This is a genomic window from Methylotenera versatilis 7, from assembly GCF_000799165.1.
Lineage (GTDB): Bacteria > Pseudomonadota > Gammaproteobacteria > Burkholderiales > Methylophilaceae > Methylotenera_A > Methylotenera_A versatilis_A.
This window is the reverse complement of the sequence record NZ_JUGF01000002.1, coordinates 796572-812442: the sequence shown is the minus strand read 5'-3', so window position 1 is coordinate 812442 and position 15871 is coordinate 796572. Positions and strand designations below refer to the sequence as shown.

Genomic DNA, 15871 nt, shown 5'->3' with positions numbered 1-15871 from the left:
ACTATTAAATAGTCAATGCTTTTGGTTGTTGTGCAGCATGCTCATGCTTATCGCCAGCATAAACTTTCATTTTTTTAATCATTGCGTAGCCTAAAGGACCTTTTGGCAACATACCTTTTACTGCTTTTTCTAAAGCACGACCTGGGAAACGGTCTTGCATTTTAGAGAAAGTAGTAGTGCTGATGCCGCCTGGATAACCAGAGTGACTATGGTATTGTTTGTCAGTCGCTTTTGCGCCTGTTACTTTAATTTTGTCAGCATTAATCACTACGATGTAATCGCCAGTATCTACGTGTGGCGTGTAAATGGTTTTATGCTTGCCACGTAAACGGTGCGCTACAGCACTTGCCAAGCGACCCAACACCAAATCGGTTGCATCAATCACAAACCAATCGCGTTGTACTTCGTGCGATTTTGCAGAAAATGTTTTTCCAGAAAAAATATTCATCGTATAACTACCCAGTTCAGTATTAAGCCATAGCTTATAAAATCAAGAGGGCGGATTATATGCTTTTGCTTATCCGCTTGTCAATTACAAAAAATGATTAATTAGCCTAATTTTACAGTTAATGCTTACTATAAAGTTTTAGCCCGTTATTTAAGCAGAATAATTGGGGCTGTTATTTTGAATTGGCACACAGATTTCCTAGCCAAAACATATCCGAACGCAGTCGGAAGAGCAGGCAATTATATACTACTTAGCAAGCTCAAAAAGATACAAAAGTACCCGAACTGCCTGAAAAATTATTTCAATTTATCTTGGCTGATATAAATAATTGAATACAAACTTCTATTAAATCAAGCTTAGTGTTTGAAATAATATTCAAATACCAAGCCGATAAAAATGGCTAGGCCAATCCAGTTATTCGCTAAAAACGCTTTAAAGCAGTCGGTTTTATGGCGCTTTTGTATTAATTTATATTCCCACAACATCAGCAAAAATGCGGCAATAAGACCAGCATAATAATATTGCCCATAACCCATTAACTGACCAATATAAATCAATAAACCCAACATGGCGGCATAGCATGCCATCACCGCAATCACATCATATTTGCCAAAAAAAATGGCGGAAGACTTGATACCGATTTTTAAATCGTCATTGCGATCAACCATCGCATACTGTGTATCGTAAGCGATCGCCCATAATACATTTGCGACCAGTAATAGCCAGGCTAATGGCGCAAGATAATCATTCACAGCGGCAAATGCCATCGGGATACCAAAACCGAATGCCACGCCCAAATATGCCTGCGGAATCGCCAGAAAACGTTTGGTGTAAGGATAAGTTGCCGCTAAAAACAAGGCAGCGAACGACAATAAAATAGTGGTTTTGTTAAACAGCGACACCAGACAAAATGCCAATAAGCTCAATCCAGCAGCTAACAAATAGGCTTCTTTAACGCTCACTTCGCCAGTCGCCAACGGTCGATTTTTCGTACGCTCCACTAAGCCATCATATTTGCGGTCTGCAATGTCATTCATCACACAGCCTGCGCTACGCATTAATACCGTACCTGTCACAAAAATAAGCAGAACAATCCAATCTGGCTTGCCGCGACTGGCGATCCACAAAGCCCAAAGCGTCGGCCATAACAGCAGCAAAATGCCAATCGGCTTATCCAGACGCATTAAACGTTCGTAAGCATCTAGTTTCTTGGTTAACGTTTTTATATTTTTGCTTGAATTCATTTTGAAAGATTGGGTAAAAACACTTCGGTAACCAAAATAGTAGCGCAATTCAGCCTAAAAACCGAACGTCGCGCCCACAAACAAGCTGGTTTATCTGTGAGATGCTGCACTGCTTTTTGGTATAAAACTTGGTGCGGGGAAAGTTTTTTATAACTAAGTGGTGCACGTTTCACCTTAGGGTTGGTAAATAAAGCCGTACCTAATGGCTTATTACCCAGTCTGCCAAGCGCATTCCATGAGCCGCGTAGACTTGCTCTCGGCAACACGCTATGCGCAAATACAACGGGTTGACCGCCACCAAACAATAATACTTCACGTATTAAAGCAACCTTACGCGCAGGCACATGCAATAAAGTGGCTTCATCTACAATTGGCTTAGCAAAAATCATCGCAACAGGTCGCACTTTAAAATCCGAATAACGTTGCTGCAAACTTGAAGTTAATGAACCATGATCAATTAGCCAGGGTTTTAATTGCCCAGACAATATTGGTCTGTTTAGCCAATTAACTTTTCTTATAGGAAATGTTGCTAGCGTTACGTTGACTAACATTTGATTCAAACTTTCACCAGCTCATCTGCGTGACTCATCCATCTCTGCAAATGTGCATCTACCGCTTGCGGGTAATCGCTGATTAACTTATCCGCTATTTTTTTTGCAGCTTGTAGCAAATCCACATCTCGTTCTAAATCCGCGATTTTTAGCATCGGCACACCGCTTTGGCGGGTGCCTAGAAATTCGCCAGGGCCGCGCAAATGCAGATCTGCCTGAGCGATGGCAAAGCCGTCGTTACTTTCGTATATCACTTTTAATCGCGCCCGTGCTGTCTCACTTAACTTGTTTTGATAGAGCAAAATGCAGGTACTTTTGGCCGCACCGCGCCCTACCCGACCACGTAGCTGATGCAATTGACTTAGGCCGGAACGTTCTGCGTGCTCAATCACCATTAAACTGGCGTTAGGTACATCCACGCCTACTTCTATCACGGTGGTAGCCACTAGCAATTGCGTTTCGTTTTTACTGAATGCTTGCATCACCGCCTGCTTCTCGGCAGGTTTCATGCGGCCATGTACCAAACCAATTTTCAGCTCTGGAAAGCTTTCTTGCATATGCGCAAACGTATCATTGGCGGTTTGCAATTGCAGCGCTTCTGACTCTTCAATCAATGGGCAAACCCAATAAGCCTGACTACCAGCCAAACAGGCCTCACGTACGCGTTGCAGAATTTCATCACGTCGCTCATCGGATACCAGTTTGGTAACAATTGGCGTGCGGCCTGGTGGTAGCTCATCAATCACGGAAACATCTAAGTCAGCAAAATAACTCATGGATAATGTACGCGGAATGGGCGTGGCGGACATCATTAACTGATGTGGTTCCGGCTCACCTTTTTTGCGCAAAGCCAAACGTTGCTGTACACCAAAGCGGTGCTGCTCATCAATAATGGCTAAACCTAATTTTTTAAATATGACCGCATCCTGAAATAAAGCATGCGTACCAATAGCTAGCTGGGCATGACCGCTAGCGATATCAGCCAATGCTGCTTCGCGCTCTTTCTTGCTTTGGCTGCCTGTTAGCCATGCAATATTAATGTTAAGCGGTTTAAACCAAGTTTCAAATTTTTTAAAATGCTGTTCGGCTAAAATCTCTGTGGGTGCCATTAGCGCCACTTGCCAGCTATGCTCAATCGCTTGTAAAGCAGCCATACACGCCACAATGGTTTTGCCGCTGCCAACATCGCCTTGCAGCAAACGCTGCATTGGATGCGGCTGAGTCAAATCATGACTGATTTCTGTGACGACTTTTTTTTGTGCATTGGTTAAATCAAAAGGCAAATTTCCAAGCAATCGTTGAGCCAATGTTTTGGATATCGCAATAGCGGGCGCATTAATACTGCGTCTTTTAGCATAGTGTTTGCGCATGGAAAGCTGCTGCGCCAGCAATTCATCATAGGCCAAACGGCGCCATTCTGGCGTTGCGTGATTTTCCAGTGCCGTTAAATCAGCATCGGGCGCAGGATGATGCAAAGCCTGAATACTGGTTGCAAAACTGGGCAAATGACCACTATTAAAATCGAGATTTTTATAAACGCCTGCTGGCAAAGTTTCATCTAGTGCATTTTGCTGAATCGCCAATGCAATCGCTTTACGGATTGTGGGTTGCGTTAAACCCGCCGTAGTCGGATAAATAGGGGTAAGTGTTTCAGCCACTTTTGTGCTTTCACCTGCAACTTTGCATTGTGGGTGCACCATCTCATAACCGAAAAAACCATGCCGCACTTCACCATAGACGCGTAATTTTGAGCCTTCTTTCAATGCAGCGATTTGACTAGGGTAAAAGTGCAAAAAACGTAATGTTAACTGCCCGCTAGCATCATCAATTCGTGCAATTAAGGCTTTGCGCGGTTTATAAGTCACTTCTGCGTGGGTGATTTCGCCTTCTATTTGCACAGTATCGCCAAGGCGCAAATCGCGTATGGTGGTGATGCGCGTTTCGTCCATATAACGTAACGGCAAATGTAGCAATAAACCTTGAAGGTTTGAAATGCCAAGCTTTTGCAGATTGGCGACAAGCGGTTTTGAGAAAGCCTTGATTTCAGCTAGTGTGGTCATAGATTTACTAAGCGCGGGCATGCCCAAAGATAAAGCACTTACTGAATGCGGTTTTCTGAATTGCCGCCTTTTACTCGATTAATGCGCACAACATTGGGAATTTTACGTAAATTACGCATCAAGCCTGCCAAATGCACGCGATCACTCACTTGCACCGTAAAGTTCACGTTGGAATACTGACTGCCATCCGGCTCTTCAACACTGACGTTATCAATATTAGCACCAGCCTCTGAAATACCGGCAGCAATTTTAGCCAGCATACCGCGCTCATTTGCAACCACAATGCGCACATTGACTTTAAACAGTTTTTTATTGTCAGGATCCCACTCCACATCGAGCCATTTATCAGGGTCTAGCTTGAATTTAGCTACCGTTGGGCAATCATGCGTGTGGATAATTAAGCCCTTTTCTTTATTGATAAAGCCTAAAATTGGATCGCCAGGTATTGGCGTGCAACACTGCGCAAATTGCACTGCCATACCTTCAGAGCCGCGAATAGTAATGATATCGAGTGGTTTTTTGGTTTTAGAATTCTCATCATTAGTTAGCTCCTGACCGATAGCGACTAATTGATGCGCCACCATCAGGCTCATGCGCTTGCCCAAACCAATTTCTGCCAGAATTTCCGCTTTATTTTTAGCGCCATAATCACGCATGACTTTTTGCCATTGCTTGTCGCTGATCAAGCTGGTATCTACATGCAAGGCACGCAAAGCCAGATTTAGCATGCGCTCGCCCAAATGCGCCGATTCAGATACTTGTACGGTTTTTAAATAATGCCGAATATGTGAACGCGCTTTGCCAGTCACTACATAATTGAGCCAAGCTGGATTGGGTTTGGCTAAAGCAGCGGTGATGATTTCCACTTGATCACCATTGCGCATTTCAGCACGCAGCGGCGCGAGCTCGTTGTTAATTTTAACCGCCACACAACTATTACCCACGTCGGTATGTACCGCATAGGCAAAATCTACCGCAGTAGAGCCGCGCGGCAAGGCCAGAATATTGCCTTTTGGCGTAAATACATAGACTTCATCAGGGAATAAATCCACTTTGAAATGTTCCAGAAATTCAAAACTGTCTTCACTTTCAGTTTGAATCTCTAATAAACGCTGCAACCATTGATGCGTTTGCTGTTGCAAGGCAGTTAAATTCGCATCCGAGGTTTTGTACATCCAGTGTGCAGCAACACCAGCATCAGCCACATTATGCATTTGCTCACTACGAATTTGCACCTCAATTGGCGTACCAAAAGGGCCAAATAGAGTGGTATGCAATGACTGATAGCCATTGGCCTTGGGAATGGCAATATAGTCTTTAAACTTACCGGGAATAGGTTTATAAAGCGCATGTAAATGACCCAAGGCCAAATAACAATTTGCCATGTCTTTAACCAAAATCCTGAAGCCATAAATGTCATGAATTTGCTCTAGCGCAACGCCTTTGCTGACCATTTTACGATACACGCTATACAGATGCTTTTGGCGACCTTTAACATCAGCCTCAATCTGCACTTCTTCTAAACGCTGTTTAATTGCATCTAAGATTTTGGCAATAACTTCTTTACGATTTCCACGCGCGACCATGATGGCTTTAGACAGCACACGATGGCGCATGGGATATAGATATTGAAAACTTAAGTCTTCCAACTCCTGATAAATGACATTGAGCCCAAGCCGATTGGCGATAGGCGCATAGATTTCCAAGGTTTCACGTGCGATGCGCTTTTGTTTCTCAGGTCGCATCGATTCCAGCGTTTGCATGTTATGCAATCTATCAGCTAGCTTCACCAGAATCACACGTACATCCTGGCTCATCGCCAGCAGCATTTTGCGGAAATTTTCGGCCTGTGCTTGCGCGGCGCTTTGCAGCTCAATTTTATCCAGCTTGGTTAAACCATCCACCAAGATGCCAACCTGCTTGCCAAACTGTTCCGCAATTTCCGATACTGACACGCCAGTGTCTTCCACCACATCATGTAATAAAGCGGCGAGTACGGTTGGTAAATCTAAATGCAGCTTGGCTAGAATACATGCAACGGCGACAGGGTGCGTAATATACGGCTCACCCGTTTTGCGCGTTTGGCCTTCATGCGCTTTCGCTGCATAGCGGTAAGCCGCCCACACTTGTTCAATGTCGGCTGGGCTAAAATATTCTTTTAATAATAAGGTAAGTTGTGAGGTTTCAGAATCTGCCGGCAATAAACTAGGCTCGGCAGATTGAAATGTGTCGACTGTGTTTTTATGAATGCCGTTTTTGGTTGCAGATTTTGGCATTGAGTTACATGCTTACCGCTTAAATGCTTAAGAATGTGTACGAGTTAGAATTTCTACGCCCACTTTACCCGCTGCAATTTCACGCAAAGCTAATACCGTTGGCTTATCTTTTTGGCCAGAAGTATGCACAAGTTGATCTGACCCATTAGCCAATTGACGCGCACGATAAGCCGCAACCAAGGTTAATTGAAAACGGTTCGGAATTTTGTCTAAACAATCATCTACTGTAATACGTGCCATGATTTTTACCTTCTTAAGTTATGTTTTAATTAAGCTTTAACTAAATAAAGCTTTAAATGTTGAATATTTAAATAATGCCGGCTGAAATTTAGGTTAATTGTTTAACCAGTGCAGCGTAACGCTGTAATTGTGATTGCGTTTCTAATCTGCAAGTACGAATAATCGCCATTAAATCTTGCAAAGCCACATCGAAATTATCGTTGATTGTAACATAATCGAACTCGACCACATGGCTCATTTCTTCGCGCGCGGCAGCAACGCGCTTATTAATCACCTCGACACTATCTTGACCTCGATTATTCAGTCTAAATTCCAAGGTTTCGACCGATGGCGGCAAGATAAAAATACCGATACTATCCGGATAAATCTCGCGCACTTGCGCAGCGCCCTGCCAGTCAATCTCTAGAATCACATCGTAACCAGCCTGCAAAGCGCTATCTACAGAAGCTTGCGATGTACCGTACTTTGCGCCGTGTACATCCGCACTTTCTAAAAAACCACCGTTATTTAAAATGCTTAAAAATTGCGCGTCATTCACAAAATGATAATGCACGCCATTTTCTTCGCCGACTCTTGGCGCGCGCGTTGTGTGTGAAATAGAAAGCTTCACTTGCGCATCATGCGTCAATATCGACTTAACCAAACTGGTTTTTCCTGCGCCAGAGGCTGCTGTGACGATAAAAAGATTACCTGGAACCTGATTTAATACCATGCTTAATGTCATGCTTTAACACCAATCTGGGCTTGGTAGCGCGGAAAAAACTTCTTTTAGTCCAGCGCCCCAGCCTTGCCTCACTTTTGAATAATATGGATCTGCTTCTGCAATGCGCTGCTTGCAGTCTGCATGCAGACTATCAACGCGATAAATTAATAAATCGATTGGTGCAGCGACGGAAACATTGCTGCGAATCGTAGAATCGAATGAGATCAGCAAACACTTTACCGCATCCATAATATCGGTATCGTAATGCACAACGCGGTCGATAATTGGTTTACCGTATTTGGTTTCGCCGATTTGGAAATAAGGTGTTTCATTGCAGGTCTCAATAAAATTGCCTGCCGAATACACATTAAATAGCCGTGGCTTTTCGCCTTTGATTTGGCCGCCAATTAAAATACTGGCATTAAATTCAATTTGGTGGCTTTTAAAGTGCTCACCTTCTTGCTCGAAAGTAGCGCGTAATTCAGCGCCAACCAAACTGGCTGCTTCAAACATACTTTCAACATTATGTAAGTGCCTACTATTTTCTTCTGCATTGCTGATTTTTAAACGCAACGCGCTAATCACGGATTGTGTAATCGCCAGATTACCCGATGTCATTAACACAATCACGCGCTCATTTTTCACTTCAAAGATATGCATTTTGGGTGAAATAGCGACTTGGTCGATACCCGCATTAGTCCGTGTATCGGACGCAAAAACCAAACCTTGCTCTAATGATAAACCGACACAATATGTCATGATAATGGTGAAAATACAGAAGTTTACGAAAAGCGAATCATACCATTTTTGAATAATTGCTTGGGTTATTGCTGCGCGTGCTGAGCTTGTTGTATCAACTGCGCTTGCTTGAGTAGTTCAATTTGATTCATTTTATGTTTTTGATGAATGGGCGCACCTGCTTGATTCACCACCACGCTAGTGGCCATGCCTTCTACGCCGCCACCGGAACGCATACCCGTGACAGGACTGGCAGTGCGATAATCTAAACCTGTGGCCAAACGCACATAGGTTTCGCCCGCGTGGCAGCCGTTGGATACATCGATACTTTGCCAAGCGTTATCAAACCATACATCCACCCAGGCATGACTTTGCATCAAGCTGCCATCTTGGGTAAATAAGTATCCGCTCACATAGCGCGCTGGATAACCCAAACTGCGGCAACAGGCAATAAAGACATGAGAGTGATCCTGACAAACGCCCTGCTCCAGCCTGAACGCCTCAACCGCAGTCGTCGTGACTTCCGTTGCGCCTGGAATATAACCCACTTTTTGCACCAACGCATGCATCAAGTCATCAATCGGTTTTTGCTTGAATGCCATGGCAAAATCTTTAATTGACGCGTCGGCTAATGTTAACGGCGTATCACGTAAATAAATGGTGAGTGGTAATGTCTGCTCTTGCGAATAATCGTTAACGCCTGTTTCCACCTCTCCCACAACCGTCACGCTTAACTCAGTATGCGGCGTATCAACCACCAAGGTATGTGTGGTATTACCAAAAGCATCTTCAAACTCATGCATTTGGCCTTGCACTTTGATATCCCAATATTTAACGTGCTGGCCAAAACCACTTTGCGGCGTCAGTCGCAGTTGCTGAATCGTATAATTGACCGGCGTGGTATAAACGTATTGAGTATGGTGTTCGATAGTAAGGCGCATAATAAATTGCTTTTAACTGGGATTAATACTTAAAAAAGCCCGTTGGATTTCGGCACCTAATATATTGTTGGAGTCAATAAAGTCGCTTAAAAATTCATGCAATCCTTGCTGGAAAATATCCTGCATTTTTCCATAACGCAATCTCGCATGTAGCTCGCCAGAAAGTCTTCTACACTCGGTATGGCGACTGCCCGAAAGCTGATCTAATATCGGACTAATCTCATCTAAACAAGCATGCAGCGAGCGCGGCATATCGCGTCTTAATACCAGCAACTCCGCCACGCGCCACGGCACAATCGTGTCACTGAATATTTTTTGGTACGCCTGAAACGCAGAAACAGAGCGCAATACCGCGCTCCACTCGTAATAATCCACCGCGCCGCCCACTTCTTCTTGCTCGGGCAATAACAAATGATATTTCACATCCAATAAGCGCGCGGTGTTATCGGCACGCTCGATAAACGTACCTAAGCGCACAAAGCTAAACGCGTCGTCGCGCAACATGGTGCCAAAGCAAACGCCTCTAAATAAATGTGAGCGCGCTTTTACCCAATCGCAAAACTCGCGCAAGCCATTTTTGGCTAAATCCTGTCCGTTAAATTGTTGAAACTCAATCCATAGTGCATTGATGTTCTCCCAAGTTTCCGAGGTCATTGCCACGCGCACAGCCCGTGCATTCTCGCGCGCATTGCGTAATGCGGTATAAATACTAGAAGGATTATTCGGATCCATCGCCAGATAATGAATCACATTGGCGGCGTTAATGTCGCCATATTCCGCTTCATATTCGTCTACATTGCCAGATATTTCCAGCGCTGGTAGCCAAAGCGCAGCTTCACTTTCTGCTGCATTTGGCACCAATGACATGCTGTAAGTCACTTCCAGCACGCGCCCCATGTTCTCTGCACGCTCGATGTAGCGCGCCATCCAATATAAATGATCAGCGGTTCGACTTAACATACGGACTCTGCCTTGGCATTTTTCACCTGTTTTTGAGTGTTAAGTTCCGTTTCGCCAACTGCATGTCCTGCGACTTTTTGGACATTTTTAGGTGTTAAGTCTGTTGGCGCTAATAAATCACTTTCCAGCACCCATGTATCTTTAGTGCCACCGCCTTGCGATGAGTTCACCACTAGCGAGCCTTCTTTTAGTGCTACACGGCACAATGCGCCCGGTACCAACGTGACCGTTTTACCCGACAATACAAACGGTCGCAAATCCACATGGCGCGGCGCAATGCCCGCCTCGACCAAGGTTGGACAAGTAGAAAGTGCTAATGTCGGTTGCGCAATATAGTTTGAAGGCTTGGATAAAATACGTAACCTGAATTCTTCAATCTCTTTTTTAGTAGCAGCTGGCCCAACCAACATGCCGTAGCCGCCAGAGCCTTGCACTTCTTTGACGACTAATTCATGCAGATGCTCTAAGGTATATTGCAGTTCGTCTTCTTTGCTCAATTGGTAAGTCGGCACATTCTCCAGCAAAGGCTCTTCGCCCAGATAAAACTTAATCATCTCAGGCACGTAAATATAAGTCGCTTTGTCATCAGCCACGCCTGTACCCACCGCATTTGCTAGCGTCACGCCGCCATTTCTGTAAACAGAAAGCAAGCCCGGCACGCCCAACATAGAATCGGCGTTAAATACCAGCGGATCGATATAATCGTCATCAATCCGTCTATAAATAACATCAACCCGTTGCGGACCTTGCGTGGTGCGCATGTACACCGCATTGTTGCGCACAAATAAATCCTGGCCTTCCACTAGCTCAATCCCCATCTGCTGGGCGATAAAAGCATGCTCAAAATACGCACTGTTATAAGCGCCTGGCGAGAGCAATACCACTACCGGATCATGCACACCGATTTGCGCAACCGCGCGTAGGTTTTTCAACAAGACTTGCGGATAATGGTCGACTGGCGCAATGGGATAACGGCGAAATAAGTCGGGGAATAGCCGCATCATCATTTTGCGATCTTCCAACATGTATGACACGCCAGACGGCGTACGCAAATTGTCTTCCAGCACATAAAATTGCGATTCTGAAGTACGCACTAAATCGATACCCGCAATGTGTGCGTATATCTGATTCGGCACATCTACACCGAACATTTCTGGGCGATATTGGCTGTTGGCTAAAATACTGGTCGGTACAATGCCCGCCTTAATAATTTCTTGGCCATGATAAATATCATGCAAAAACATATTCAAGGCACGCACGCGTTGAATGGCACCTGCAGATAGTTTTGACCATTCTGTTGCGGATATTAAGCGCGGAATCACATCAAACGGAATCAGCCGCTCAGAGCCATCTTCCTCACCATACACATTAAACGTAATGCCCACGCGGCGGAATAGTAACTCCGCTTCTTGGCGTTTACTTTCCAGCTGATGATGCGAAATATCTTTTAACCAATCCTGATAAGCCGCATAAATATGTCGCACGCGATTCTCATCTGGAGCAGTCATATCCAACTGCATTTCATCAAAAAACGATTGAAGCGATTTTTGCATAATTTAAATCTTTGCTTAATGTAAAAGACTTATTAATATGAAAGCTTATGCAAGGCGTATGCCAGTTAATTTTTACAATAAAATCAACCAGTTAAAAAACAACCATTTCATGATTCAAAAATATGCACGGATTTAGTGCGTGAGAAAAGTGGATATTCAAGCGCACGCGACAGATTAGTGCGTGCTTTAAGGGTTTAATTTATTGCGGTTAGGTTTAAAAATTTACTCTTAAAGATTTATTCAATATTTTGAATCTGTTCGCGCATCTGCTCAATCAACACTTTCAACTCCATTGAAATTTGACTGGTTTCAATCGCTACCGATTTTGAACCAAGCGTATTCGCTTCGCGATTCATTTCCTGCATTAAAAAATCCAGGCGTTTACCAACCGCACCGCCCGCCTGCAAAATACGCTTTACTTCCGAAATGTGCGACGTTAGTCGTGAAAGCTCTTCATCCACATCGATACGTTGTGCATACAGCACGATTTCCTGACGAATACGATCATCGTCATGGCTATTCGTCGCTTCATGCAACTTAACACTTAATTTTGCCTGATATTGAGCAATTAAATTGGGCATCATGGGTTTCACTTTGGTCACATGCTGCTCAACTTGCTGCAATCTATCCAAAATAATTGCTTTTAATTTTGCACCTTCACGCTCACGCGCATCAATCAAACTTTGCAAAACCTGGTTCAGCGACTGCTTAAAATCCGCTTCCAATGCATCGTTATCCATCGCATCGGCCATCATCACACCCGGCATGCGCAATATATCCAGCATATTAACCGGTTGCGTATGTGGAAAATATTGGGCGGCAGTTTTCGCACTTTCTGCAATCTGCTGCAAAACAGTATGATTCAACTGTGGCGCTGCATCTGCACCAGCTTCACGCATCATGTTCATGCGAATATCGACTTTTCCACGCCCCAGTTTAGCCTGCACCAATTCGCGAGCAGTCGCTTCAAACTGGCGTAAATTATCATCCAACTTAAGCTGTAACTCTAAATAGCGATGGTTTACCGAGCGGCACTCCAACAACAAAACGCCATTTTTAGTATTGCTTTCAAGTGCAGCGTATCCGGTCATGCTTAATATCATATGATGGCTCTTATATTTAATGTCTAGAATTAGTTTCTATTTCTAGAAGTCGTGCGTTAATGTAATTTCTTAAAGTAATTTATGACAATTGTAACAAACAACCATGATTTAATTATGATTTAATGCATATTGTGTGCGAGAATCTAGTTAATTTCTGTATCATAGAATATGATTCTATTCATGCATTTAGGTTAATCCATTCCAAACCTTGATATTTTAATTGATTAAATGGCGACACTTAAGAACTTATCTCTGCCTATCGGCTATATCCTTCAAGACTACATTATTACCCGAGTCTTAAGTACTGGCGGCTTTAGCTTTGTGTATCTTGCCCAGGATATGAACAAAAATATCGTGGCGATTAAAGAATATATGCCCACCGGTTTAGCCTTGCGCGAGGATGGCGCAACCGTATTGCTGGGCAACGATGATGATGCCGCCACATTCAAACATGGCCTCAAATGTTTTTTTGAGGAAGGTCTGGCATTAGCCAAAATTGACCATAAAAATATCGTACGCGTGCTGAATTTTTTCAGAGAAAACAATACCGTTTACATGGTGATGCAGTATGAACGCGGCAAATCCTTGCAAGACTTTATTCTGTCGCAGCCCGAACCTGTGAATGAAAGATTTGTGCGCCGTGTGTTTGGTGAGCTGTTAAATGGCCTACGTGAAGTGCATACACAGAAATTGCTACACTTGGACATTAAGCCTGCCAACATTTACATTCGCCTAGATGGCTCACCGGTATTGCTCGACTTTGGTTCTGCGCGCCAAACACTGACCCAAACGCAATCTAAATTATCACCCAGCTATACACCAGGATTTGCACCGCCGGAGCAATATTTTGAACGTAAACAATTAGGCCCCTGGAGCGATATTTACAGTGTGGGCGCCAGCATGTATTCGTGCTTGGCAAGGTCTGCACCGATGGCTGCCAATCAACGCAGCAAAAAAGATTTTTTAGCGCCAGCCACCAAAGTGGGTAAAGGTATTTACACGCAAGAGTTGCTGCAAATTATTGATAATTGCTTAAAATTAGACTACATGGAACGGCCGCAAAGCGTGTTCTCGCTACAGAAAACATTATTTGAAACAGTGCCGCCGTTAGTCATTCCCAAACCCAGTTTGGCTAAAAAAATAAAAGATGTTTTAAACAGGCCGCTTTAGGATATTGATTAACATTTAAAACATCACTATTTGAATAAAAACTGCTTAAATAAAAACCACCACTTAAATGAAATTTTCTATTTACCAAAATAGCCGCCAGGGGCCGAGAAATTATAACCAAGACCGCTTGGCTTATTCTTACAGCAAAGATGCCTTGTTGCTGGTGCTGGCCGATGGTATGGGTGGCCATCGCAATGGTGAAGTGGCCGCGCATTTGGCGGTTAAAACATTAACCGACGCTTTTCAACGTTTAGCCGTGCCTTTTTTAAGTAGCCCCGCCAAGTTCTTAATCGATCACATCCAGCAAGTGCACGACATGATTGATAACGTGACGCAAAGTGAGGAGTTAATCGAATCGCCACGTACAACCATTGTGGTCGCCATTATCCAGCGTGGATTTTTGTATTGCGCGCACGTGGGCGACTCTCGCTTGTATCACTTCCGTGATGGTCATTTGCTGTTCCGCACGGAAGATCATTCTGTTGTGCAATCTTTGTACAAAAAAGGCATGATCACCAAAGAAGAAATGGCGACGCATCCTTATAAAAATAAGGTGTATAACTGCTTAGGCGGTGAAACGCAGCCAAAAATCGATTTATCTGACCGCTTTGAATTGTTAGAAGGCGACACCATTCTGTTGTGTACCGATGGCGTTTGGGGCGTGTTAAGCGATCAACAAATTAAAGACATTATTCAGCAAAACATCGTGATTGCGGATGCCACCAACAGGTTGATGGATAGCGCCGAATTTGCCAGCGACGAACGTGGTGATAATATGAGCGCCATCGGTTTGCAATGGGGTGACAGGCAACAAAGTAGTGACGCAGTTTCTACACAACTGATGCCTTTGGGCGAAACCACTACCATCATGAATACCGTGCAACAACATATACATGATGATATGAATCTGAACGATCTTTCTGATGACGATATTGAAAACACCATCGCAGAAATTCAAAATGCTTTAAATAAAACCCAGCAAAAACCAAAAATTTAATTTCAAACTAGGATTAAGTTAAATCAAACCAAGACTCAACTTAAAGTTAGTCTGCTCGTGCTTTTGTCGCCAAACAAGTTTTAAGCGCATCTCAATATCGCATGGCTTATAATGTGCCTTTATTTAACGCACATTTTTTAAAGCCATTATCATGCAATCAACAACCCGCCCCAGCCAGCGCGCCACTAATCAGTTGCGTAGCGTAGAAATTATCCGCCATTACACCAAACATGCCGAAGGTTCGGTATTGGTTAAATTTGGTGACACGCATGTGCTTTGTACCGCCAGCGTGGAAGAAAGAGTGCCTGGATTTTTAAAAGGTAAAAATCAAGGCTGGGTAACCGCAGAATATGGCATGCTGCCACGCTCAACCGGCAGCCGCATGGATAGGGAAGCCGCAAAAGGCAAGCAATCCGGCCGCACACAAGAAATTCAACGTTTGATCGGCAGGAGTTTGCGCGCGATTATTGATCTGGAAAAACTCGGTGAGCGCAGCGTTCACATTGATTGTGACGTGATTCAGGCAGATGGCGGTACGCGCACAGCCAGTATTACGGGTGCTTATGTCGCTTTGCATGATGCTATCTCTACGCTTTTAACCAGCGGGAAAATCACTGAGAACCCACTTAAACAAGCTGTAGCGGCGATTTCAGTGGGCGTTTACAAAGGCTTACCTGTATTGGATTTAGATTATATTGAAGACTCTGACTGCGATACCGATATGAATGTAGTGATGACAGCGGATGGTGGTTTTGTAGAGATTCAGGGCACTGCAGAAGGCGAACCTTTTGCGCGCGACACCATGAACAGCATGCTGGACTTGGCTGCCAGCGGCATTGGTGAATTGCTGACTTTACAGAAAACCGCCTTGGCACGCTAATTAAAAC

At 44.0% G+C, this 15871-nt stretch carries 15 protein-coding genes; 3 read left to right on the top strand and 12 right to left on the bottom strand.

The annotated features are described in order from the left end of the window. Positions 1 to 4: 4 nt before the first annotated feature. The 12 genes from rplM to K370_RS07830 all read right to left on the bottom strand — a co-directional run bounded on the left by rplM (position 5) and on the right by K370_RS07830 (position 12817). Entirely contained in the window at positions 5 to 448 is a 444-nt protein-coding gene (rplM, locus tag K370_RS07885; protein ID WP_047540581.1) for a 50S ribosomal protein L13, read from the bottom strand. A gap of 356 nt (positions 449 to 804) precedes the next feature. Further along, a complete protein-coding gene (ubiA, locus tag K370_RS07880) occupies positions 805 to 1692 on the bottom strand; it encodes a 4-hydroxybenzoate octaprenyltransferase (RefSeq protein WP_047540577.1) in 888 nt (295 codons plus the stop codon). Continuing rightward, the gene (locus tag K370_RS07875; protein ID WP_052185205.1) at positions 1689 to 2243 is read right to left on the bottom strand and encodes a chorismate lyase; all 555 of its coding nucleotides are present in this window, start codon (positions 2241 to 2243) and stop codon (positions 1689 to 1691) included. Before K370_RS07875 ends, ubiA begins: the two co-directional genes overlap by 4 nt. Positions 2244 to 2248: 5 nt before the next feature. After that, complete coding sequence (gene recG / locus K370_RS07870) at positions 2249 to 4303, bottom strand: ATP-dependent DNA helicase RecG (RefSeq protein WP_200883470.1); 2055 nt, start codon at positions 4301 to 4303, stop codon at positions 2249 to 2251. Positions 4304 to 4341: 38 nt separating this feature from the next. Continuing rightward, on the bottom strand, positions 4342 to 6579 hold the full coding sequence (locus K370_RS07865; protein WP_047540572.1) for a RelA/SpoT family protein: 2238 nt from the start codon (positions 6577 to 6579) through the stop codon (positions 4342 to 4344). Between the two features lie 27 nt (positions 6580 to 6606). Beyond that, positions 6607 to 6819 carry a DNA-directed RNA polymerase subunit omega gene (gene rpoZ, locus K370_RS07860; RefSeq protein ID WP_047540569.1) on the bottom strand — a complete coding sequence of 71 codons (213 nt, stop codon included), beginning with the start codon at positions 6817 to 6819 and terminating at the stop codon, positions 6607 to 6609. An 88-nt stretch (positions 6820 to 6907) separates the two neighbouring features. Then, positions 6908 to 7543, bottom strand: coding sequence for a guanylate kinase (gene gmk, locus K370_RS07855; RefSeq protein ID WP_047540566.1), 636 nt, complete (start codon positions 7541 to 7543; stop codon positions 6908 to 6910). Positions 7544 to 7546: 3 nt separating this feature from the next. After that, positions 7547 to 8281 carry a proteasome-type protease gene (locus K370_RS07850; protein WP_047540563.1) on the bottom strand — a complete coding sequence of 245 codons (735 nt, stop codon included), beginning with the start codon at positions 8279 to 8281 and terminating at the stop codon, positions 7547 to 7549. A 65-nt stretch (positions 8282 to 8346) separates the two neighbouring features. Continuing rightward, positions 8347 to 9201 (bottom strand): transglutaminase family protein, encoded by an 855-nt coding sequence (locus tag K370_RS07845; protein ID WP_047540560.1) that lies wholly within the window; start codon positions 9199 to 9201, stop codon positions 8347 to 8349. A gap of 12 nt (positions 9202 to 9213) precedes the next feature. Then, complete coding sequence (locus tag K370_RS07840) at positions 9214 to 10161, bottom strand: alpha-E domain-containing protein (protein WP_047540557.1); 948 nt, start codon at positions 10159 to 10161, stop codon at positions 9214 to 9216. Further along, on the bottom strand, positions 10155 to 11714 hold the full coding sequence (locus K370_RS07835) for a circularly permuted type 2 ATP-grasp protein (protein ID WP_047540555.1): 1560 nt from the start codon (positions 11712 to 11714) through the stop codon (positions 10155 to 10157). The genes K370_RS07840 and K370_RS07835 overlap by 7 nt, the downstream gene beginning before the upstream one ends. Positions 11715 to 11950: 236 nt before the next feature. Then, positions 11951 to 12817, bottom strand: coding sequence for a YicC/YloC family endoribonuclease (locus K370_RS07830; RefSeq protein ID WP_047540552.1), 867 nt, complete (start codon positions 12815 to 12817; stop codon positions 11951 to 11953). Positions 12818 to 13045: 228 nt separating this feature from the next. On the opposite strand from K370_RS07830, the gene K370_RS07825 reads away from it, so the two are divergent. The 3 genes from K370_RS07825 (at position 13046) to rph (ending at position 15864) form a co-directional block, all read left to right on the top strand. Continuing rightward, positions 13046 to 13987, top strand: coding sequence for a serine/threonine protein kinase (locus K370_RS07825; RefSeq protein WP_047540549.1), 942 nt, complete (start codon positions 13046 to 13048; stop codon positions 13985 to 13987). Between the two features lie 67 nt (positions 13988 to 14054). Continuing rightward, complete coding sequence (locus K370_RS07820) at positions 14055 to 14984, top strand: PP2C family protein-serine/threonine phosphatase (protein WP_047540547.1); 930 nt, start codon at positions 14055 to 14057, stop codon at positions 14982 to 14984. A 151-nt stretch (positions 14985 to 15135) separates the two neighbouring features. Next, on the top strand, positions 15136 to 15864 hold the full coding sequence (gene rph, locus K370_RS07815; RefSeq protein ID WP_047540545.1) for a ribonuclease PH: 729 nt from the start codon (positions 15136 to 15138) through the stop codon (positions 15862 to 15864). Positions 15865 to 15871 lie beyond the last annotated feature (7 nt).

Bases quoted from the DNA above. Each gene is read 5' to 3' on its own strand.
- rplM (WP_047540581.1), bottom strand. From the start codon at position 448: ATGAATATTTTTTCTGGAAAAACATTTTCTGCAAAATCGCACGAAGTA.
- ubiA (WP_047540577.1), bottom strand. From the start codon at position 1,692: ATGAATTCAAGCAAAAATATAAAAACGTTAACCAAGAAACTAGATGCT.
- K370_RS07875 (WP_052185205.1), bottom strand. From the start codon at position 2,243: ATGTTAGTCAACGTAACGCTAGCAACATTTCCTATAAGAAAAGTTAAT.
- recG (WP_200883470.1), bottom strand. From the start codon at position 4,303: ATGACCACACTAGCTGAAATCAAGGCTTTCTCAAAACCGCTTGTCGCC.
- K370_RS07865 (WP_047540572.1), bottom strand. From the start codon at position 6,579: ATGCCAAAATCTGCAACCAAAAACGGCATTCATAAAAACACAGTCGAC.
- rpoZ (WP_047540569.1), bottom strand. From the start codon at position 6,819: ATGGCACGTATTACAGTAGATGATTGTTTAGACAAAATTCCGAACCGT.
- gmk (WP_047540566.1), bottom strand. From the start codon at position 7,543: ATGACATTAAGCATGGTATTAAATCAGGTTCCAGGTAATCTTTTTATC.
- K370_RS07850 (WP_047540563.1), bottom strand. From the start codon at position 8,281: ATGACATATTGTGTCGGTTTATCATTAGAGCAAGGTTTGGTTTTTGCG.
- K370_RS07845 (WP_047540560.1), bottom strand. From the start codon at position 9,201: ATGCGCCTTACTATCGAACACCATACTCAATACGTTTATACCACGCCG.
- K370_RS07840 (WP_047540557.1), bottom strand. From the start codon at position 10,161: ATGTTAAGTCGAACCGCTGATCATTTATATTGGATGGCGCGCTACATC.
- K370_RS07835 (WP_047540555.1), bottom strand. From the start codon at position 11,714: ATGCAAAAATCGCTTCAATCGTTTTTTGATGAAATGCAGTTGGATATG.
- K370_RS07830 (WP_047540552.1), bottom strand. From the start codon at position 12,817: ATGATATTAAGCATGACCGGATACGCTGCACTTGAAAGCAATACTAAA.
- K370_RS07825 (WP_047540549.1), top strand. From the start codon at position 13,046: ATGGCGACACTTAAGAACTTATCTCTGCCTATCGGCTATATCCTTCAA.
- K370_RS07820 (WP_047540547.1), top strand. From the start codon at position 14,055: ATGAAATTTTCTATTTACCAAAATAGCCGCCAGGGGCCGAGAAATTAT.
- rph (WP_047540545.1), top strand. From the start codon at position 15,136: ATGCAATCAACAACCCGCCCCAGCCAGCGCGCCACTAATCAGTTGCGT.